This is a genomic window from Pseudactinotalea sp. HY160 (assembly GCF_009372055.1).
In the GTDB taxonomy this organism is placed as follows: domain Bacteria; phylum Actinomycetota; class Actinomycetes; order Actinomycetales; family Beutenbergiaceae; genus HY158.
Window position 1 is genome coordinate 1 of the sequence record NZ_WHMT01000026.1, and the last position, 19,757, is coordinate 19,757.

17 protein-coding genes are annotated in these 19,757 nt (G+C 72.2%); 9 read left to right on the forward strand and 8 right to left on the reverse strand.

Going from position 1 to position 19,757, the window contains the following annotated elements; all coding sequences use genetic code 11:
• From GCG21_RS15065 to GCG21_RS15085, 5 genes are all read left to right on the forward strand, one after another.
• A partial coding sequence (locus GCG21_RS15065; RefSeq protein WP_152910459.1) for a carbohydrate ABC transporter permease occupies positions 1-615 on the forward strand: 615 nt, incomplete at its 5' end.
• Positions 616-706: 91 nt separating this feature from the next.
• Positions 707-2,206 carry an FGGY family carbohydrate kinase gene (locus tag GCG21_RS15070; protein ID WP_152910499.1) on the forward strand — a complete coding sequence of 500 codons (1,500 nt, stop codon included), beginning with the start codon at positions 707-709 and terminating at the stop codon, positions 2,204-2,206.
• The gene (locus GCG21_RS15075) at positions 2,203-2,997 is read left to right on the forward strand and encodes a DeoR/GlpR family DNA-binding transcription regulator (protein WP_152910500.1); all 795 of its coding nucleotides are present in this window, start codon (positions 2,203-2,205) and stop codon (positions 2,995-2,997) included. The genes GCG21_RS15070 and GCG21_RS15075 overlap by 4 nt, the downstream gene beginning before the upstream one ends.
• Positions 2,994-3,998, forward strand: coding sequence for a 1-phosphofructokinase family hexose kinase (locus tag GCG21_RS15080; protein WP_152910501.1), 1,005 nt, complete (start codon positions 2,994-2,996; stop codon positions 3,996-3,998). The genes GCG21_RS15075 and GCG21_RS15080 overlap by 4 nt, the downstream gene beginning before the upstream one ends.
• 24 nt (positions 3,999-4,022) lie before the next feature.
• On the forward strand, positions 4,023-5,525 hold the full coding sequence (locus tag GCG21_RS15085) for a mannitol dehydrogenase family protein (RefSeq protein WP_152910502.1): 1,503 nt from the start codon (positions 4,023-4,025) through the stop codon (positions 5,523-5,525).
• A gap of 171 nt (positions 5,526-5,696) precedes the next feature.
• Here the strand turns inward: GCG21_RS15085 and GCG21_RS15090 are convergent, their stop codons facing one another.
• From GCG21_RS15090 to GCG21_RS15125, 8 genes are all read right to left on the reverse strand, one after another.
• Positions 5,697-6,125 carry a hypothetical protein gene (locus tag GCG21_RS15090; RefSeq protein ID WP_152910503.1) on the reverse strand — a complete coding sequence of 143 codons (429 nt, stop codon included), beginning with the start codon at positions 6,123-6,125 and terminating at the stop codon, positions 5,697-5,699.
• Positions 6,112-6,306 carry a helix-turn-helix transcriptional regulator gene (locus tag GCG21_RS15095; protein ID WP_152910504.1) on the reverse strand — a complete coding sequence of 65 codons (195 nt, stop codon included), beginning with the start codon at positions 6,304-6,306 and terminating at the stop codon, positions 6,112-6,114. The genes GCG21_RS15090 and GCG21_RS15095 overlap by 14 nt, the downstream gene beginning before the upstream one ends.
• A gap of 380 nt (positions 6,307-6,686) precedes the next feature.
• A complete protein-coding gene (locus GCG21_RS17390; protein ID WP_370517555.1) occupies positions 6,687-7,313 on the reverse strand; it encodes a TetR/AcrR family transcriptional regulator in 627 nt (208 codons plus the stop codon).
• Between the two features lie 4 nt (positions 7,314-7,317).
• Positions 7,318-9,336 carry a CocE/NonD family hydrolase gene (locus GCG21_RS15105; protein WP_152910505.1) on the reverse strand — a complete coding sequence of 673 codons (2,019 nt, stop codon included), beginning with the start codon at positions 9,334-9,336 and terminating at the stop codon, positions 7,318-7,320.
• Positions 9,336-11,051, reverse strand: a complete 1,716-nt coding sequence (locus GCG21_RS15110) for an ABC transporter ATP-binding protein (protein ID WP_152910506.1) — start codon at positions 11,049-11,051, stop codon at positions 9,336-9,338. Before GCG21_RS15110 ends, GCG21_RS15105 begins: the two co-directional genes overlap by 1 nt.
• Positions 11,048-11,944 carry an ABC transporter permease gene (locus GCG21_RS15115; RefSeq protein WP_152910507.1) on the reverse strand — a complete coding sequence of 299 codons (897 nt, stop codon included), beginning with the start codon at positions 11,942-11,944 and terminating at the stop codon, positions 11,048-11,050. Before GCG21_RS15115 ends, GCG21_RS15110 begins: the two co-directional genes overlap by 4 nt.
• Entirely contained in the window at positions 11,941-12,996 is a 1,056-nt protein-coding gene (locus GCG21_RS15120) for an ABC transporter permease (protein WP_152910508.1), read from the reverse strand. Before GCG21_RS15120 ends, GCG21_RS15115 begins: the two co-directional genes overlap by 4 nt.
• Positions 12,993-14,546, reverse strand: a complete 1,554-nt coding sequence (locus GCG21_RS15125) for an ABC transporter substrate-binding protein (protein WP_370517556.1) — start codon at positions 14,544-14,546, stop codon at positions 12,993-12,995. Before GCG21_RS15125 ends, GCG21_RS15120 begins: the two co-directional genes overlap by 4 nt.
• Positions 14,547-14,998: 452 nt before the next feature.
• Between GCG21_RS15125 and GCG21_RS15130 the strand changes: the two genes are divergently transcribed.
• The 4 genes from GCG21_RS15130 (at position 14,999) to GCG21_RS15145 (ending at position 19,648) form a co-directional block, all read left to right on the forward strand.
• A complete protein-coding gene (locus tag GCG21_RS15130) occupies positions 14,999-16,486 on the forward strand; it encodes a cation:dicarboxylate symporter family transporter (RefSeq protein WP_370517557.1) in 1,488 nt (495 codons plus the stop codon).
• Between the two features lie 213 nt (positions 16,487-16,699).
• Positions 16,700-18,124 carry a trigger factor gene (gene tig, locus GCG21_RS15135; RefSeq protein WP_370517558.1) on the forward strand — a complete coding sequence of 475 codons (1,425 nt, stop codon included), beginning with the start codon at positions 16,700-16,702 and terminating at the stop codon, positions 18,122-18,124.
• A 187-nt stretch (positions 18,125-18,311) separates the two neighbouring features.
• A complete protein-coding gene (locus GCG21_RS15140; protein ID WP_370460111.1) occupies positions 18,312-18,923 on the forward strand; it encodes an ATP-dependent Clp protease proteolytic subunit in 612 nt (203 codons plus the stop codon).
• 20 nt (positions 18,924-18,943) lie between these two features.
• The gene (locus tag GCG21_RS15145; RefSeq protein WP_153878423.1) at positions 18,944-19,648 is read left to right on the forward strand and encodes an ATP-dependent Clp protease proteolytic subunit; all 705 of its coding nucleotides are present in this window, start codon (positions 18,944-18,946) and stop codon (positions 19,646-19,648) included.
• Positions 19,649-19,757 lie beyond the last annotated feature (109 nt).

Genomic DNA, 19,757 nt, shown 5'->3' on the forward strand with positions numbered 1-19,757 from the left:
ACGAACTCGGTCTCGGCCTCGGTCGTGTCCACGATCATCGTCATGGTCCTGGCGGTCCCGGCCGCCTACGGGCTCTCGGTCAGGCCGATCAAACGTTCGACCGATGTGTTGTTCTTCTTCATCTCCACGAAGTTCCTGCCGATCGCCGCGGCCGTCATCCCGATCTACATGCTCCTGCAGGCCGCCGGCGCCCTGGACAACATCACCGCCCTGTCGATCCTGTACGTGGGCATGAACCTGCCCCTGGCGGTGTGGATGATGCGTTCCTTCCTCATCGAGGTCCCCACCGAGATCATCGAGGCCGCCCAGGTCGACGGCGCCCGCTTCCGCACCGAGCTCCTACGCATCGTCGTGCCGATCGTGGCCCCCGGGATCGCCGCCGCGGCCCTGATCTGCTTCATCTTCGCCTGGAACGAGTACTTCCTGGCGAACCTGCTCACCTCGACCATCGCCCGCACCACCCCGCCCTTCCTCGGCAGCTTCGTCTCCGGCCGCGGCCAATTCCTCGCCGCGCTCTCCGCCGCCGCGACCCTGGCCGTCCTCCCCGTGATCATCGCCGGCTGGGTCGCCCAGAAACGCCTCGTCCGCGGCCTCGCCATGGGCGCCATCAAATAACCCCGCATCACCGGCCACATCCATCGGGTCGCGCCGGGTCGCGCCGGGTCGCGCCGGGTCGGGTCGGGTCCACATCAGGAGGGGAGACGGAGTGTCAGGGAGCTACCTGCTCGGGGTCGACGCCGGGCAGACCACGGTCAAGGCGGTCGTGCACGATTCCGCGATGGCGCCGATCGCGTGGGGACGGCGGAGCAGCCCGGTCTCCCGGCCCGCTCCGGGTTTTGCGGAACGCACCCAGGCGCAGCTGTGGTCGGCCGCCGCCGGCGCGATCGCCGAGGCGGTGGGCCGGGCGGGCCGGCTCGGGATCGCGCCCGAGCGGATCCGTGCGGTCGGGGTGAGCGGCCACGGCGACGGGCTGCACCTGGTCGATGCGGCGGGCGCAGCGGTCGGCCCGGCCATCACGGCCATGGACACCCGGGCCCGCGCCGAGGCCGCCGAACTCGCCGGCGACGGCCCCCGGGCCCGCACGATCCTCGACCGCTCCGGCCAGCGACCCCCGGCCGGGGGAGCGGGCCCGCTGCTGCGCTGGCTCACCCGGCACGATCCGGGCCTGCTCGAGCGGGCGGCCACGATGCTGTTCTGCAAGGACGTGATCCGGCTGCGCCTCACCGGGGAGGTCGGCACGGACCTGTCGGACGCGACCGCCACGTTCCTCGACACCCACACCGCCCGGTGGAGCACGCAGGTGCTCGAGGCGTTCGGGCTGGCCGACCTCGAACGGCTCCTGCCACCGCTCGCGGAGAGCGCCGCTCCCGGCGGGGCCGTCACCGCGGCCGCCGCGGCGGCGACCGGCCTCGCGGAGGGGACCCCCGTCGTCGTCGGACTCCACGACGTGCAGGCCAACTCGATCGGCATGGGCGCCCTCGTGCCGGGCCGGCTCGCGCTCGTGGCCGGGTCCTTCTCCACGAACGGCGTGACGACCACGCAGGTGCACGTCGACCCCCGCTGGCAGTCCCGGGTCTCGATCACCGCGGACCTGCGGATCGCCATGTCCACCTCCGCCACGGCGGCCCCCGCCCTCGACTGGCTGCTCGGGCTGCTTGGGGTCGACGGCGACGCCGAGCGCGACGCCCTGTTCGCGGGCGCCGCCGCGCTCGAGGCGGCCGAGGAGGTCCCGCTGCTGCTGCCCTACCTGGTCGGGGCCCCCTTCGACGGTCCCGGCACCGGCACGATCGCCGGCCTGCGGGGCTCGCACACGCGCGCCCACGTGCTGCGCGGCCTGCTCGAGGGGATCGCGCTCATGCACCGGCTGCACGCGGGCGCCCTGGCCGAGCGGTTCGACTGGGCCGAGCCGGTCCTCCTCGGCGGCGGGCTCTCCCGCTCCCCCCTGTACACCCAGCTCGTGGCGGATGTCATGAACGCGCCCGTGCAGGCGGTGAGCACGGCCGAGGCCGGCGCGTTCGGAGCCGCGGCCCTCGCCGGCGTCGGCGGCGGCCACTTCGACTCGATCGAGGCGGTGCAGGAGCTCGTGCCCGCCGCGGAGCCGGTGCCGCCGCGGGCGGCGCTGCGCGGCTACTGGGAGCATGTGATCGGCAGATTCGACGAGCTGACCCGCGACCTGGAGCCCTGGTGGGAAGGAACCACACGATGACCGACGAGCCGACCCTCGCCCCCGGGCTGAGTATCGCCGACCGGCGCGAGCGGATCCTCGCCCTTATCGGGCGGGACCGCCGCGTCGAGGTGACGGACCTGGCGGCCGGCCTCGCGGTCGCCGAGGAGACCGTGCGCCGCGACCTGCGCACCCTCGAGGCGCAGGGGCACCTGACCCGGGTCCACGGCGGAGCGGTGGCCAAGGCCTCCTATATCGACTCGCTCCCGCACATCTCCGGCGCCGAACCGGACTCCCATCCGCTCACCGCGCTCGCGTTGGAACGCGTGCCCGCGGCCGGGAGCATCTTCCTCGACGCCGGCCGCGCGTGCGAGGCGCTCGCCGCCGCCCTCCCGGACAGCCCCGACCTGCAGGTCGTGACCAACTCCGTGCCGGTCGCCCTCGCCGCCAGCCGGCACGAGCACGTGACCGTGTACAACCTCGGCGGGCGGGTCTCCCGCGACGGGGAGGAGTCCGGGCAGTGGGCGCGCGAGCTCATCGTCGACCTCAGCTTCGACCGGGCGTTCTTCGTGGTGCCGGGCCTCGACGGCTCGGATGCGAGCGCCGCCCGGACCCACAGCTCGCATGCGGCGGCCCTCAAGCGCGCCGCACTCGCCCGCGCCACCGAATCGGTGCTGCTCGTCGACGGCGGTGAGCCGGCGGGGCTCATCGGATACGCCAGGGCCGCGGACTTCCACGCGATCCTCAGCGTCTGCCCGCTTCCCGACTCGCTCGTGTCGCCCCTGACCCAGGCCGGCGTGACGGTCGCCGTGGCCGAGGGGAGCCACGCATGAGCCCCGCGGAGGTGGCCGGCGGAGTCGTGACCGTCACCCTCGCCGCCGCGCTCGATCTGACCTACCGGCTGCCCGGCGGGCTCCATCCCGGCGAGCTGCATCGCGCCGCCACGGTCACCCGCGAGCTGAGCGGCAAGGGCGTCAACGTGGCCCACGCGCTCGCGGCCGCGGGCCACCCGGTCGCCGGGGTCGCGGCCCTCGGCTCCGAGGCGCTGCCGATGCTCGACGCCGGCCCCCACGCCGAGGTGTTCACGGCCGTGGCCACCGCGGGCCACACCCGCATCAACACGACGATCCTCGACGGGGCCGGCGCCACGACCAAGGTGAACGAGGCCCCCGTGCCGCTCACCCGGGCCGAATGGGACGCCGTGCGCGACCTCGCCCTCGCGGAGGCGCGGCGCATCGGCGCCGAGTGGATCCTGCTCGCCGGCACGGTGCCGCAGCTCGCCGGCGCGCCGCGGCCCGGATCGCTCGTTCCCGTCGGTGAGTTGCTCCGGGCGGCCCGCGGCGCGGGCCTCCGGGTCGGCATGGACTCCTCCGACGCCGCCCTGGCGCACATCCTCGATACGCACCTGGGGGACGTCGCGCTGCTCAAGCCGAATACGCACGAGCTGGCGGGCGCCGTCCGTACGCCGTTACGGACCGTGGGCGAGGTGATCGCGGCCGCGACCACGCTGACCCGCGGCGGCGTGGAGTACGTGTACGTGAGCATGGGCTCCGACGGGGCGCTGCTCGTCACGGGGGCGGGCACGTGGCACGCCCACGCCCCCGCGCCGGCGGTGGTCAACAGCACCGGCGCGGGGGACGCCTCGCTCGCCGGCTTCCTCGTGGGCCTGGCCGCCGGCGGACCCGAACGGGCGATCGCGACGGCCGCCTCGTGGGGCGCGCACTCGGTGGCCCAGCCGAGGACCCTGCTGCTCGACCCGCACCGGGCCCCACCCGCCCGCGTCACCGCCGATCCCGATCCCGCCACCGCTCTGCGTGAGCCGGGCCTGCCCTAGGAACCGCGAAGAGAGAAGGACATCATGACCGAGCGTTCCACCCTCCGCCTCACCGCCGCCGCGCTCCCGCGGCTCCGGGAACGCGGCGAGGTCGCCGTGCCAGACTACGACCGATCGGCGATCACCGCCGGCATCGCCCACGTCGGCGTGGGCGGATTCCACCGGGCCCACCAGGCGAAGGCGATCGACGACCTGCTGCGCGCCGGCCTGGCCCGGGACTGGGGGATCGTGGGCATCGGCCTCATGCCGGGGGACGCGGCGATGCGCGACGCGCTCGCGGCCCAGGACCACCTGTACACGCTCGTGGAGAAGCGCGGCGACACCGACCTGCAGGCGCGGGTCATCGGCTCGATCGTCGACTACCTGTTCGCGCCGGAGGATCCCGGCGTCGTGCTCGAGCGGCTGGCCGATCCGGCGATCCGGATCGTCTCGCTCACGGTGACCGAGGGCGGGTACAACATCAACCAGGTCACGGGCGAGTTCATGCTGGACGATCCGCACGTCGCCCACGACCTCGGCTCCGAGGTGCCCGAGACCGTGTTCGGCTACATCACCGCCGCGCTGCGGCTGCGCCGGGAGCGGGGGATCCGGCCGTTCACGGTCATGTCCTGCGACAACCTCCAGGACAACGGGGTGGTGGCGCGGCGGGCGATCCTCACGTTCGCCCGGGCCAAGGACCCGGAGCTGGCGGACTGGATCGGTGCACACGTGGCGTTCCCGAACTCCATGGTCGACCGGATCACGCCCGTGACCACGGACGCGGACCGGGCGGCGCTCGCGGACGGCTTCGGGATCGAGGACGCGTGGCCGGTCGTGGCCGAGCCGTTCTTCCAGTGGGTGCTGCAGGACACCTTCACCGACGGGCGTCCGCCGTACGAGGAGGCGGGCGTGCAGGTCGTGACCGACGTGACGCCGTACGAGCTGATGAAGCTGCGCCTGCTCAACTCCTCACACCAGGGGCTGTGCTACTTCGGGGCGCTCATGGGATACCACTACGCCCACGACGCCACGATGAACCCGCTCGTCTCCCGGCTGCTGCTCGAGTACATGGAGCGGGAGGCCGGCCCGACGCTGCGCCCGATTCCCGGCATCGACCTCGAGGTGTACCGGCCCCAGCTCATCGAGCGGTTCTCGAACCCGGCGATCGGCGACACGGTGGCGCGGCTGTGCGCCGAATCCTCCGACCGGATCCCCAAGTGGCTGCTGCCGGTCGTGCGCGAGCAGCTCGAGCGCCCGGACCCGCAGGTGGCGCTCTCCGCGGCGATCGTGGCCTCGTGGGCGCGCTACGCCGAGGGGGTCGACGAGCAGGGCCGCCCGATCGACGTGGTGGACCGGCTGAAGGAGCGGGTCATGGCCGCCGCGGCCCGCCAGGGGGAGGATCCGCTCGCGTTCCTCCGCGACGAGGAGCTATTCGACGACCTCGCGGATCGGCCGGCCTTCACGGGGCCCTACCTGCGGGCGCTCGGGCTGCTCCACGAGGTCGGGGCAGAGAAGACCCTCGAGGCGGTGCTCGACGACCTCCCCTGACCTTGGGTGGTTGTGGGGTGCGCCGCCCTCGGGTGTTCTCGGGTGCGCCCTCGGGTGGGGCCGACCTGCGCGCAGGAGGTCGATCCGACGCGGCCATGAACCCGAGGCCCGTCCCCACGGGCCGACCTGCGCGGGGGCGGGCGATCCTCCCCGCTGCATCCCCCCGCGGGGTCAGTTGCGCCGGTTGATCACGGCGAAGGAGATCGCGAGGGTCGCCATGAGGGCGAGGTTGAGCGCGAGCAGGATCGGCAGCTGGTCCACCCCGACGCCGATGAGCAGGGTGGCCGCGACCGTCAGCGGCAGCGAGAGCAGGCCGAGCACGGCCAGGGCGCGGGTGAGCACGAGGTCGTCGCGCTCGTCGCCGCGCTGGGTCCAGCCGCGTTCGAACGTGGTGGCCCGCTCGGGGTGGCGCACCACTCGCAGGCCCGCGACCGCGGCGGCCACGAGGGCCAGGCCCGCCCCGACGAGGAAGCCGGTGCCCATGTTCCCCGGGGCGTACTCGCGCAGGAGCAGGCCGATCGCGGTGAGCAGCACGACGCCGGTGAACGGGATGAGCACGAGCAGGAACGTCTGGAGCGGGGTGCGGTCAGTCGTCGACATGGAAGATCTCCTCAACGCGGTGGTGGAAGTGGCGGGCGATCGTGATCGCCAGCGGGAGGGAGGGGTCGTAGCGGCCCGTCTCGATCGAATTGATCGTCTGGCGGGAGACGCCGAGTGCGGCGGCGAGCTCGGCCTGCGACATCCCCGTCGAGGTGCGCAGTTCGCGCACGCTGTTCCGCATCGCGCCTCCTGGCGTTCGGCCGATCGGATGCCTGATGCGGGCCCGCTGCGGCTCAGTGATGTCAAGTGCCCTTGTCATGACAAGTCTGCTTGACGCGCGCCTTTGGTGTCAAGCGACCTTGTCTTCGCCCCGTCCCATCTGCTGCCGACCAGGGTGAAATCCGCGGAATCCGCAAGGAAAGCCCGGCATCGGCCCTGGTCAGCGCGGGAAGTGCGGCATCGGCCCTGGTCGGCGGGGAGAGTGCGGCGTCGGCCCTGGTCGGCGGGGGAAGTGCGGGTTTGGCCCTGGTCGGCGGGGGAATCGCGGATACGGCCCTGGTCGGCGTGGTCCGATCCGCGCGGCCGCACAGGCCACTCGGCCACTCAAGCCCCAGCGGCCGCTCAGGCGGCGAGCAGCGCCCGCGCGAACTCGTGCATCCAGGTCCGTGCGCGCACGGGCGTCAACGAGGTCACCCCCTGGGCCCACTGCGCGCCGAGCCCGTCGGAGTAGGCCGCGAGCTTGAGCGCGGCGGCCGCCGGGTCGACGGTCCGGAACGCCCCGCTCGCGACCCCCCGGGCGAGGACGCGGGCGCAGCACTCCTCCCAGTGCCGGATCCGGGAGTCGTGGGCCCCGGCGATCCCCGGACGCCGCGCCACGGCCGCCCAGTAGTGCGTCCAGATCCGCCAGTGCGAGAGCACCGCGGGCGAGTCGTCGAACATCGGATCGATGAGCGCCGCCAGGGCCTGCCAGGGGTCGTCCTCGGCATCGGCCGTGGCCACCGCCGCCGCGTAGAACTCCCGCGCCTCGGTGATCACGACGGCCGAGAGGATCTCGTCCACCCCGGCGAAGTGATATGAGACCGTGCCCATCGACACCCCCGCGGCCGCCGCGATGTCGCGCAGCGAGGCCCGCGCCACCCCCTGGGCGGCGATCCGGGTGCGCGCGGCCTCGACGATCTGCCGGCGCCGCTGCGCCGGGGGGAGCCGGCGCCGGGCCACCTCGCTCACGCCCGCGATCGCGGGGCCCACGCACTCACACCGAGCTCCGCGGGATCACGTCCGTGTAGGTGCGCTCGAACGTGAGCCGCTCCTGCCCGGCGACCTCCGCGCGCGCCCGCACCCGCGCCGTGTAGGTGAAGTCGTCGCCGGTCGAGGTGAGCGCGGTCTCCGTGCGCACGAACGCCCGCCAGTCGTCCTTGGCGAGCTCGAGCTCCCACGAGGTGCGCGCCGTCGGGGAGGTGGGGTCGCCCTCGACGATCCGGTAGGTCTCGAGCGCGTCCTCGAGGAACACGAGCCCGTCCGGGTACCGGCGGGTGCCGCCGTAGCGCGGATCCACCCGCAGCGACGTCTCGCCGGCGGCCACGTCGTGGCTGGTCACCCGCTCCGGTCCCGGCAGCGGCGCGCGCTCCGGGGTGGTCACCGGGATCGGGCGGGCGTGCACCGCCGGCCCGAACTCCACCGGCACGGCCGCCGGATCGAGCAGCGGCAGCTCGATCGAGCCGGCCGACAGGTCGACCGAGAGCGCCCCGGCCTGCCCGTGCGGCCACACCCACGGCCAGTAGTGGTTGCTCAGCGCCACTCGCAGGGTGTGCCCGGCCGGGAACGAATATCCGGCGGCCTTGAGCGCGATCTCCACGTCGACGTCGTCGCCCGGGACGAGCTCGTCGCTGCGGTCCATGCCCGCCCGCCGCAGCAGGTTGAGCACCCCGAGGGTCACGAGCGTCGAGGAGCCGTCCGGGGCGACGTCGCACAGCCGCACGACGACGTTGGCCCGCGGCGCATCGCTGCTCAGCCGCAGCCGCACGAGCGCGCGCCCCACGAGGTCGAGGCCGGCCTCGCCCACCGGCAGGTCGACGCACGCCGAGCGCCCGTCCTCCGCGCGCTGGTCGACCGGCAGGTCGGCCGCGTTCCCGAACGGGAAGTAGCGGCCCGCGTCCTGGCCCGTGTTCCACGGGCTGTCCACCGCGATCCGGCCCTCGCCCAGGCGAAGGCGTACGGACGGCGCGGCGCCCCTGCCCGGGCGAGCGGCGTCGTCCGTAGGCCAGTCGAGGCCACGCCAGCGGCCGCTGCGCTCGCGGATATAGGGCGAGGGCCGTTCGGAGTCGGTCACCCACACGCGCAGCCGCGGCTCCGCCATGACGTCGGTGCCGGCGCCCCGCAGCCAGTGGTCCCACCAGCGCAGGGTCTCGCCGAGGAAGTCGATCTGGGGGCCGGGGGCGAGTTCGCGGTCGGGGTACTGGTGCGACCACGGCCCGATGATCCCGCGCACGGGGCCCGGCAGGTTCTCCAGCAGCCGCAGCACGGTGTCGCGGTAGGGGTCGGACCAGCCGCCCACGGCGAGCACGGCCGCCGAGATGCCCGGATAGTTCTCGCAGGCGCTGCCGCGGCGCCAGTAGTCGTCGCGGTCCTGGTGGGCGAGCCAGCGCGGCCCGAGCGGGTACTGGCCCTCGAGCCGCTCCCGCCAGGCGTCCACCCAGTCGGGCCCGACGGCGTCGGGGTGCGGCGGGCGGGAGGCGAAGGCGAGCATCGTGCCCGCCCAGGCCGACATGTCGATCCCGAGGAGCGCGCCGCCGATGTAGTGCACGTCGTTGTCGTAGCGGTCGTCGGTCGAGCACACGGTCACGATCGCCTTGAGCGCGGCGGGGGCGCGTTCGGCGAGCTGGAGGGAGTTGAATCCGCCCCAGGAGATCCCGAACATCCCCACGTTCCCGTTGCTCCACGGCGCCCGGGCGAGCCAGTCGATCAGCTCCACCCCGTCGTCGAGCTCGGCGGGGGAGTACTCGTCGGTGAACAGGCCCTCCGAGCCGCCGGTGCCGCGCACGTCCACCCGCACCGACGCGTACCCGTGGGCGGCGTAGTAGGGGTGGCGCTCGCTGTCGCGCACCGAGGTCCAGTCGTCGAGCCGGTAGGGCAGGTACTCCAGCACCACCGGCACGCCGCCGGCCGGGATCTCGGCCGGCAGCCACACCCGCCCGCGCAGCCGGGTGCCGTCGGCGAGCGGGATCCACAGGTCCCGCACCTCGATTGCGGCGGGGTCGATCTCCATGAGCATCAGGCATGCACTCCTTGGTCCAGACGAACGAGATGGTCGGTGCCCACGGTCGCGAGCTCGGCGGCGCCGTCGATGCGGAATCGGCGGCGCTCGAGGTCGGCGTCCGGCAGCCGGGACTGCCCGGGCTCGACCACGGAGTCGAGCAGCGTGCGCGTGTAGGGGTGGCGCGGATCGGCGAACAGCTCGGACGTCGGTGCCGATTCCACGATGTGGCCGGAGTTCATCACCACGATCCGGTGGGCGAGGCGGCGCACGACGGCGAGGTCGTGGCTGATGAACAGGCACGCGAGGCCGCGCCGCTCCCGGAGTTCGTCGAGCAGGTCGAGCACCTCGGCCTGCACGGACACGTCCAGGGCGGTGGTCGGCTCATCGGCGATGAGCAGGCTCGGCCGGGCGGCGAGCGCCCGCGCGATACCGACGCGCTGGCGCTGCCCGCCCGAGAGCTGACCCGGCAGGCGCGGCGCGAATTCTGGCCCGAGCCCCACCTCGATCAGAAGCTGCTCCACCTCGGCGCGCCGCTGGTTGCGGGAGAGGATGCCGAACACGGTGAGCGGGCGGGCGATGGCATCGGCGACGGACCTGCGCGGGTTGAGGGCCAGGTCGGCGTTCTGGAACACCATCTGGACGCCGCGGCGGACCGCGCGCGGCCGGCGCGCGACCGGTCCGCCCAGGTCGTGGGAGGCGCCGTCGGCGTCCCGCAGGGTCATCCGGCCGGCCTCGATCCGCACTAGTCCGGCCAGCGCCGTGGCCACGGTCGACTTGCCCGATCCGGACTCACCCACGAGCGCGACCGTCTCCGAATGGCGCACCTGCACTCCGAAGTCGGTCACCGCCCGGCGCGGGGCATGCGGGTAGCGGATGTCCACGCCCTCGCAGGCGAGCACCACGTCGGCGCCGAGGTCGAGCAGGGGCGGCGGCTCCGTGCCCTCGATGCGGGGCGCGGCGGCCAGCAGCTCGCGGGTGTAGTCGGCCCGCGGCGCGGTGAGTACCTGGGAGGTCGGGCCGTGCTCGACGTCCGCTCCGGTGCGCATGACCACGACCTCGTCGCTCACGGCCGAGACCACGCCGAGGTCGTGGCTGACGATGAGCACCGCCATCCCGAGCTCGTCGCGCAGGTCGGCCACGAGCGCGAGCACCGCGGCCTGGGTGATGACGTCCAGGGCGGTGGTGGGCTCGTCGAGCACGAGCACCTTCGGGCCCGGTGCGATCGCCATCGCGATCGTCACGCGCTGCTGCTGCCCACCGGAGAGTTCGTGCGGATAGCGCCGGGCGAGCTGCGCGGGCGAGGGTAGGCGGACCCTGGCGAGCAGCTCGTGCACCCGGTCGTCTCCTGCGGGCAGCCCGTGCACGGCCAGCGCCTCGCGGATCTGTTCACCGATCCGCATGGACGGTGTGAGGGAGTGCCCGGCGTTCTGCGGCACGAGGGCGACCGTGCGCCCCCGCAGTTCGCGCAGGTCCCGCGGGGCGAGGGCGAACACGTCCTGCCCCTGCACCTCGACGGTTCCCGAGTCGATCGCCGAGCCGGGCCGCAGGTGGCCGAGCAGCGTGTCGGCCACGGTGGACTTGCCGGAGCCGGACTCGCCCACGAGGCCGAGCGTGCGCCCGGCCCTCAGGTCGAGGGAGAGGTCGTCGACGACGCGCACCCGGCCGGTGCCGGCGGCGTAGGAGATGGTCAGCCCGCTGATCCGGGCGGTGAGATCGGTGGTGACGGTCATGACTGCACTCCTCGCTGGGCCCGGTCCACTCCGAAGTACTTGCCGAGCCCGTCGGCGGCCAGGTTGAGCCCGACCACGAGCGCCGCGAGCGCGACGATCGGGGCGAGCGTTCCGGCCGGCGCCACGGTCAGGGCGGTGCGGTTCTCCTGGATCATCAGGCCCCAGTCCGGCGCGGGAGGGTTCACGCCGAAGCCGAGGAACGACAGGGTCGAGACGAGCAGCACGACCCATGAGGCGCGCATCGCGAACTCCACGAGCACGACGTCGAGGATATTCGGCAGGACCTCCCGGAAGATGATGGACGGCGCCCGCTCGCCTCGGGCGCGGGCGGCACGAACGTAGTCGCTCGTGAGTACGGGGCGCGTCGCGCCGCGGATGACGAGCGCCACGGCCGGCACGTAGACCACCGAGATCGCCAGCACGAGCACGGGGATGGAGTTTCCGAACACGGAGACGATGAGCAGCAGGGCGAGCACGGCGGGAACGGCGAGGATCGAGTCGAGCAGGCGGCTGATGACGCTGTCGACCCAGCGGCCGTAGAACGCCGCGATCGTGCCGATGATCGTGCCGAGCACCACCGCGCAGACGGTTGCCAGCAGCGCGACGGTCAGCGCGAACCGGCCGCCGAGCAACAGCCGGGACAGCACGTCCCGGCCGTAGGCGTCGGTACCGAGCCAGTGGTCCCAACCGGCGCCCGCCAGGGCGTTCTCGGCGTCGGTCGCCACCGGGTCGTACGGGGCGAGCAACGGGGCGGCCAGGGCGACGAGCACGGTGATCGCCACGAGCACGAGCCCGATTCGGGTGGAGCGGTCCAGATCCGCGCGGAACGCGTGCAGTGCGCGGCGCAGGACGTGGGGGCGGGGTGCCCCGGTGGGGGCGGTGGGAGCGGTCATGCCGTCACCTCCTGGTCGGGCCGCCCGGAGGGGGCGTGCGGGGTCGGTGCGTCGACGTGGCCGGGCGGGCCGCCCGGCGTCGGCGTGTCCCCGCCCCGCGCGCGCCGTCCGTACGTGCGCAGGCGGGGATCGACGGTCAGGGCGGTCAGATCGGCGATGAGGTTGGCCACCACGTAGACGAGTGCGGAGAGGATGGCGATCGCCTGCAGCACCGGCAGGTCACGGGTGGACACGGAGTCGAGCATGAGCTTGCCGAGGCCGGGATAGTTGAATACGGACTCGACCACGACGACGCCGCCGAGGAGCCAGGCCACGTTGATCGAGGCGATCGGCAGCACCGGCAGCACGGCGGTCGGGGCGACGTGCCGCCACAGCACGCGCCGCCGGGGCACGCCCTTGAGGGTCGACAGGGTCGCGTATTCGGTCGCGAGACCGTCGATGGCGGAGGAGCGCATCGCGCGGATGATGTAGGCCGCCATCGAGATGATGAGCGTGACGGCCGGCAGGATCGCGGCCGGTGCCAGCTCGCCGAAGGATGCCGAGGGGCCCTGCACGACCACGGCCGGGAAGATCGGCAGGAGGATCGCCAGCAGCAGCACGAGCACCGTGGCGACGACGAACTCCGGGATGCTCATGCCGAGCAGCGCGAGCACGGAGATCGTCGAGTCGGTGGCCCGGCCGCGGCGCGCGGCGGCCCGGATCCCGAGCCAGATCGAGCCGGCCACCCCGACGATGATTGCGGGCAGGGCGATGATCAGGGTGTTGGCGAACGCGGACCAGACGCCGGCGGCGACGGGCTCGCCGGAGACGAGCGAGGTGCCGAAGTCGCCGCGGACGGCGCCGGCGATCCAGTCGGCGAAGCGCACCCAGACCCCCTGGTCGAGGCCGAGCCGGGCACGCATCGCCTCGAGGGCCTCGGGGGTCGCGTCCTGGCCGAGGAGCTGGGCGGCCACGTCGCCGGGGAGGGCCTGCACCGCGAAGAACACGAAGAACGCGGTGAGGAAGAGCGTGATGATCCCGGTCGCGAGCCGGGTGAGCACGAGCCGGGTCATCGTTCCTCCCTCAGGCCGATGTTCAGATAGTCGAATTCGAAGCCGTACTCGTCGTAGTTGACGACGTTGGTCGACAGTCCCACGAGCCGGTCGCCGAAGACCGGGGTGAGGTCGGCGCCGTCGGCCACGATGAGCCGCTGGGCGTCCTGGTACTTGGCGAGCCGGGTGGCGTCGTTGGTGTCGGCGCGGGCGGCGTCGAGCAGGTCGTCGAACTGCGGATTCGACCAGGCGGACTCGTTGTAGCTCGACCCGGTGCGGAAGACCTGGTTGAGGAGCTGGTCGATCGGGCGGCCCGTGAACCAGTAGCTCACCATGAGGGGCTGCGCCATCCAGATCTGGGTGTAGTAGGAGTCGGCCGAGACGTTCGTGATGTCGAGGCGGATCCCGGCCTCGCGGACCTGGTGGGCGAAGGAGGTGGCGATCGCCGTGAAGTTCGGCTCGTAGGCGGAGGTGTAGATCTTCGTGCGGAAGTCCTCCCGGCCGATCTCCTTGAGCAGCGCGCGGGCCTTGTCCGGGTCGTATTCGCGCTCGACCTCGGTGAAGGCGGCCATCTGCGGCGGCACCGGGTTGTCCCAGCCGGGGGTGCCGGTGCCCTGCAGGGCGGTGGCGAGCACCCGGCGGGGGTCGTAGGCGAGCTTCATCGCCTCGCGCATCTTCGGGTCGGAGAACTCCTCGCTCGTGGCGAGCATCGGGATCGTGTACCACTGCGCGTTCTCGACCCGGGCCACGGTCGTGCCGGGGGAGCCGGCCACGACCCGGGCGGTCGCGTTGTCGAGGTTCGTCTGGCTGAGCAGGTCGACCTGGCGGGCGAGCAGCGCGTTCACCCGGGCGGAGGTGTCCTGGATGGAGAAGAACTCGATGGCGTCGAGGACGGGGCGGCCGTCGAAGTAGTCCTCGTTCGCGCGCACCTTGCCGGCGCCGGCGGGCTCGTAGGACTCGAGCACGAAGGGCCCGGTGCCGATGCCGGTCCGGCCGATCTCGCCCGCGGAGTCCTCGGGGATGACATAGCACTGGTAGGCGGTGAGCAGGGAGGGGAACTCGGCGTTCGGGGTCGACAGGTTGAACCGGATCGTCGTCGCATCGACCGCGTCCATCGAGTCGACGAGCGCGAGCGGGCCGGCCTGGGGCGAGCCCGTGTCGGGATCGAGGATGTGCCCGAACGTGTAGCGCACGTCGCGGGCGGTGAGCGGGCGGCCGTCGTGGAAGCGCACCCCGGGGCGCAGCTGGAAGGTCCACGTCGTGGCGTCGGCGTTGCTCGACCATTCGGTCGCGAGGTCCGGCACGGTCTCGCCGTTGCGGTCGAGTCGGACCACGCGGTTGTAGATCGCCCCGAGGTATTCGTAGGCGGAGAGCGCGCTCGCGGGATCGAGGGTCTCGGCGGCGCTGGCGGCGGGGCGGGCGATGCGCATCGTCGCGCCGGGGACCGCGGCGCCGGTCGCGGCTCGCTCGGGCACGGTGAGTGGGGGAGCCCCGCAGGCGGCCAGGCCCACGGTGGCGGCACCGCCGACGAGTCCCGCCAGGAAGATGCGGCGGTCGATCGGATGGGTCACAGAGCCTCCTCAGGCTAATCGGGCACTTGCACGATAGGGGCTCGTGGCCGATTCGTGGGGGGTTCTTGAGGCGAGATCGGGCGCGCTTGACCGAGTCCTGACCAATTCCCGGCACCGTCGCATCCGCGCCCTGGTGCGCGAAGGTCGCCGGATGTGCCGCCCTCGACACGGCGCCCCGCGCGCCCCCGAAAGTCCGTCTCAGGATTCGAGATTTCCTCGGCTCGCGCGGTCGGCGGCCCGGCGCGGGTGAGCTGGGCCACCGCCCGCCGGTGATGTCGACCACGGTCCAGCGCGGGGGGTCGGCCCCGCGGTGGCGGGGAAACGCCGGCCGGGCTGTGAGCGCGGTCTCAGAGTTCACGTCGTGAAACTCAAATCTTGCATTGTGGAAACATACCGGGTCTCGTACGGTCGGCCCGAGCCCCACAGGGGGGCCAACGACCAAGGAGGGTCACGTGTCCATCGCTGCTGTGGCCGAGGGCAACGCCGGCCGGCTCAAGAAACGGCCGTTCTACACCTCGCTGTTCTTCCAACTCATCGCCGCCGTCGTCCTCGGCATCTCGATCGGACACCTGTTCCCCGATCTGGGCCAGCAGCTGCGGCCGCTGGGCGACGGCTTCATCCGGCTGATCAAGATGATCATCGCCCCGCTCATCTTCCTCGTCATCGTCACCGGCATCTCAGCGGTGGGGGACGTCAAGTCCGTCGGCCGGGTCGGCGTCAAGGCGCTGCTGTACTTCACCGTCGCCACCGGCTTCGCGCTGACGTTCGGCCTCATCGTGGCCAATATCGCCCAGCCGGGTGCGGGCATGGACATCGACCCCGCCACCCTCGACTCCTCGGCGCTCGACGGCGTGACCGGCCAGGCCCAGTCCGGCGCGGAGTTCGTGCTCGGGGTCATCCCGGTGAGCGTGCTCGGCGCCTTCGCGGAGAACAACCTGCTCCAGGTGCTATTCTTCGCGGTGTTCTTCGGTGCGGCGGTCGTGGTCATCGGGCAGAAGAAGTGCGCCCCGGTGCTCACCCTCTTCGAGACCATCCTCGAGGTCGTCTTCCGGATCATGGCCTGGGTCATGCGGGTCGCCCCGATCGGGGCGCTCGGCGCGATGGCCTTCATCATCGGCCAGTACGGCATCGAGACCCTCGGCACGTTCGGCAAGCTCATCCTCGCCTGCTACGCGGCCGCGCTCGTGTTCATGGGCCTGCTCTTCGTGGTCGCCTGGACCTTGGCGCGGGTGCCGTTGTGGCAGTTCATCAAGTACACCCGCGAGGAATTCCTGCTCGCGCTGGGCACGGCCTCGACCGAGGCGGTCATGCCGCGGATCATGACGAAGCTGACCAACGCGGGCTGCTCGCGGGCCACGGTCGGGCTCGTGGTGCCGACGGGCTACAGCTTCAACCTCGACGGTGCCGCGATCTACCTGTCGATCTCGCTGCTCTTCCTGGCCCAGGCCTTCGGTCACGACCTGACCCTCGGCCAGCAGATCGCCGCCCTGGGGATCCTGCTCCTCACCTCCAAGGGGATGGCCGGCGTGCCGGGGTCGAGCTTCCTCGCCCTGTCCGCGACGGCCGCCGCGCTCGGGATCTTCCCCGTCGCCGGTGTCGCGCTCCTGCTCGGGGCCGACCGGATCATGGATTCGATGCGGGTGAGCGTCAACCTGCTCGGCAACTGCGTCGCCACCTTCGTCGTGGCAGCGTGGGAGAAGCAGCTCGACCGCGACATGATGCGTCGCGCATTCGCCGGAGAGATCACGAACGAGGCCTCCGCCATCATCCTCGACGCCGAGGAGGAGTTCGAGGAGGACGAGGCGATCCGCGCGGAGCAGGGACTGCCCTCCGCCCCCCGCTGGACGGGTGCCCCCAGCATCGAAACCAGCGTCGAGCCCGGTGTCGAGGCCGGCGCGGGCATCGGGGCCGAACCGGTCGGCGCGCGATCCGGCCGGTAGTGGCTCCGCACGGCGCTACGCACGCGCGGCGGCGTAGCGCCGTGAGCAAGACCTCGGATTCGAGTGTGTCCAGCGGTGCCGTAGCATGGGAGAGTTGTCCTCAATCCCGAGGTGTGCGCTCGCGTGCCATCGGGCACCGACCGGGCGCCGGCTCCCGACCCGTCGAATCGACGCGGTCACGGCGCCACCACCGACTTGACTGGAGTGCAGTACGTGAAGAGCGCTGTCGAGAACATCGACCCGACCCGGGTCAAGCTGACCGTCGAGGTCCCGCTGGAGGAGATCCAGACCCACGTGGACCAGGCCTATAAGGACGTCGCGGCGCAGGTGAACATCCCCGGCTTCCGGCGCGGCAAGGTGCCCCCGCGCATCATCGACCAGCGCGTGGGCCGGCCCGCGGTGCTCGAGCAGGCCGTCAACGCGGCCATGCCCGACCTCTACGGCCAGGCCGTCGCCGAGGCCGACATCAAGCCGATCGGCCGCCCCTCCCTCGACGTCACCGCCGTGCCCGGCATCACCGAGGACGCGAACGACCTCGTGTTCACCGTCGAGGTCGACACCCGCCCCGAGTTCAGCCTCCCCGAGCTCGCGGAGGTCACGCTCACCGTCGACGACGCCGAGGTGAGCGAGGCCGACATCGACGACGCCCTCAACGGCCAGCGCGAGCACTACGCCACCCTCGTGAGCGTCGAGCGGGCCGCCGCCGACGGCGACTACGTCACGATCGACATGGCCGCGAGCATCGACGGCGAGGAGATCGACACGGTCGCGGGCGTCTCCTACGAGATCGGCTCGGGCAACATGCTCGAGGGGCTCGACGAGGCCCTCATCGGCCTCGAGGCCGGCGGCAGCACGACGTTCGAGGCCCCGCTCGCCGGCGGCGAGCACGCCGGCGCCAACGCCCAGATCGAGGTGACCGTCGGCGCCGTCAAGGAGCAGGAGCTGCCCGAGGCGGACGACGACTTCGCCCAGACCGCCTCGGAGTTCGACACGATCGCCGAGCTGCGCGAGAGCCTGCGCGGGCAGGTGGCCGACGCCAAGGCGAACAACCGCGCCGTGCAGGCCCGCGACCTGCTCCTCGAGCACCTCCTCGGGGCCACCGACTTCCCGGTGCCCACCGGAGTCATCGAGGACGAGGTGCACAGTCACCTCGAGGGCGAGGGCCGCCTCGAGGACGACGAGCACCGCGCCGAGGTGACCGAGGAGGCCACGAAGGCCCTGCGCCGTCAGCTCGTGCTCGATGCCCTGAGCGAGCAGGTCGAGCCGCAGGTCGGCCAGCAGGAGCTCGTGGAGTACCTGCTGCGCATGGCCCAGCAGTCCCGCCAGGACCCGAACGAGTTCATCGCCAACGCCGACAAGAACGGTCAGATCCCGCTGTTCGTGGCCGAGCTGACCCGCAACAAGGCGCTCGCGATCGCGCTGCGCGCGGTGAGCGTCGTGGACGCCGCCGGCGAGGCCGTCGACCTGAGCGCCTACATCGGCTCGGACGAGGAGGACGCCGCCGCGGCGGCGGCCGCCGGGAACTTCGTCGATGTGACCGGTGACGTCGAGGCGGCGGCCGAGGAGGCCGTCGTCGTCGAGGACGACTCGAACGAGGACGCCTCGGATGAGGACTCGGAGGAGTCCAAGGACGCCTGAGTCGCGAATCGCGCGTGAACGGCCGGCGGGACGACCCGCCGGCCGTTCGCATGTCGAGGCGCGGTGCGGCCCATCGAGGCGGGCCGCGGGGCTGTGCGCTGGCAGCGAAACAACGGCGCCCGCGGGCAGGTCCGAGGCCGGGGCGGCGTTAGAGTCTGGTGAGCCACCCGCGAAGTCAGGAGCATCCGTGAGTCACACACCCGATCGCATCACCGCCGCAGCGTCCGAGCCCTCGCAGTCGACGCTCGGCGACAGCATCTACAACCGCCTGCTCAAGGAGCGGATCATCTGGCTCGGGTCGGAGGTTCGCGACGAGAACGCCAACCAGATCTGCGCCCAGATGCTGCTGCTCGCGGCCGAGGACCCCGACAAGGACATCTCGCTGTACATCAACTCCCCGGGTGGCTCGGTCACGGCGGGCATGGCGATCTACGACACGATGCAGTACGTGCAGCCGGACGTGGCCACGTTCGGCATGGGGATGGCCGCCTCGATGGGCCAGTTCCTGCTCGCCTCGGGCACGAAGGGCAAGCGCTTCGCCACCCCGCACGCCCGGGTGATGATGCACCAGCCCTCCGGCGGCATCGGCGGCACCGCCACCGATATCAAGATCAACGCCGAGCTCATTCTGCACATGAAGCGCACGATGGCCGAACTCACGGCGGAGCAGACCGGCAAGTCCGTCGAACAGATCAACAAGGATGCCGACCGGGACCGCTGGTTCACGGCCGACGAGGCGCTCGAATACGGCTTCATCGACCACGTGATCGTCCACGCGGCCGCCATGAACCAGAAGTAACCATCAAGGAGACAGCACACGTGCGTAATTTCGGCAATCTTCAACAGCACGATCGGCCCGGCGCGTTCACCACCCGGGCCGGTGCTCCCGGTGGCCTCGCCCCCGCCCCGAGCTCACGGTACGTCCTGCCTCAGTTCGAGGAGCGGACGGCCTACGGCTTCAAGCGCCAGGACCCCTACACCAAACTCTTCGAGGACCGCATCATCTTCCTCGGGGTGCAGGTGGACGACGCGTCCGCCGACGACGTCATGGCCCAGCTCCTCGTGCTCGAGAGCCAGGACCCGGACGGCCTCATCACCCTGTACATCAACTCACCCGGCGGCTCGTTCACCGCGATGACCGCGATCTACGACACGATGCAGTACATCAAGCCGCAGATCCAGACGGTCTGCCTCGGCCAGGCCGCCTCCGCCGCGGCCGTGCTGCTCGCCGCCGGCTCGCCCGGCAAGCGGCTCGCGCTGCCGAACGCCCGCGTGCTCATCCACCAGCCCGCGATGGAGGGCGGCTACGCCCAGGCCTCGGACATCGAGATCCACGCGAACGAGATGATCCGGATGCGCGAATGGCTCGAGGACACCCTCGCCCGGCACACCGGCCGGGACGTGGAGCTCGTGCGCAACGACATCGAGCGCGACAAGATCCTCTCCGCCCAGGCCTCGCTCGAGTACGGCCTCGTGGACCAGGTGCTCGAGAGCCGCAAGACGCCGGAGCTGCCGTCGGCGTGATCGGCGAATGCACGGCGTATGGACGACGCAGCTCGCCTCGGGAGGGTCTGCCCCGTGTGATCGACACGCGGCAGACCCTCTCGCGTTGACGAGGGGGCGAGCATAGAGT

What these genes read in the sequence shown, in the direction of transcription:
- GCG21_RS15085 (WP_152910502.1), top strand. Translation starts at nt 4,023, where the DNA reads ATGACCGAGCGTTCCACCCTCCGCCTCACCGCCGCCGCGCTCCCGCGG.
- GCG21_RS15105 (WP_152910505.1), bottom strand. Translation starts at nt 9,336, where the DNA reads ATGCTCATGGAGATCGACCCCGCCGCAATCGAGGTGCGGGACCTGTGG.
- GCG21_RS15095 (WP_152910504.1), bottom strand. Translation starts at nt 6,306, where the DNA reads ATGCGGAACAGCGTGCGCGAACTGCGCACCTCGACGGGGATGTCGCAG.
- GCG21_RS15115 (WP_152910507.1), bottom strand. Translation starts at nt 11,944, where the DNA reads ATGACCGCTCCCACCGCCCCCACCGGGGCACCCCGCCCCCACGTCCTG.
- GCG21_RS15110 (WP_152910506.1), bottom strand. Translation starts at nt 11,051, where the DNA reads ATGACCGTCACCACCGATCTCACCGCCCGGATCAGCGGGCTGACCATC.
- GCG21_RS15075 (WP_152910500.1), top strand. Translation starts at nt 2,203, where the DNA reads ATGACCGACGAGCCGACCCTCGCCCCCGGGCTGAGTATCGCCGACCGG.
- GCG21_RS15120 (WP_152910508.1), bottom strand. Translation starts at nt 12,996, where the DNA reads ATGACCCGGCTCGTGCTCACCCGGCTCGCGACCGGGATCATCACGCTC.
- GCG21_RS15090 (WP_152910503.1), bottom strand. Translation starts at nt 6,125, where the DNA reads ATGTCGACGACTGACCGCACCCCGCTCCAGACGTTCCTGCTCGTGCTC.
- GCG21_RS15080 (WP_152910501.1), top strand. Translation starts at nt 2,994, where the DNA reads ATGAGCCCCGCGGAGGTGGCCGGCGGAGTCGTGACCGTCACCCTCGCC.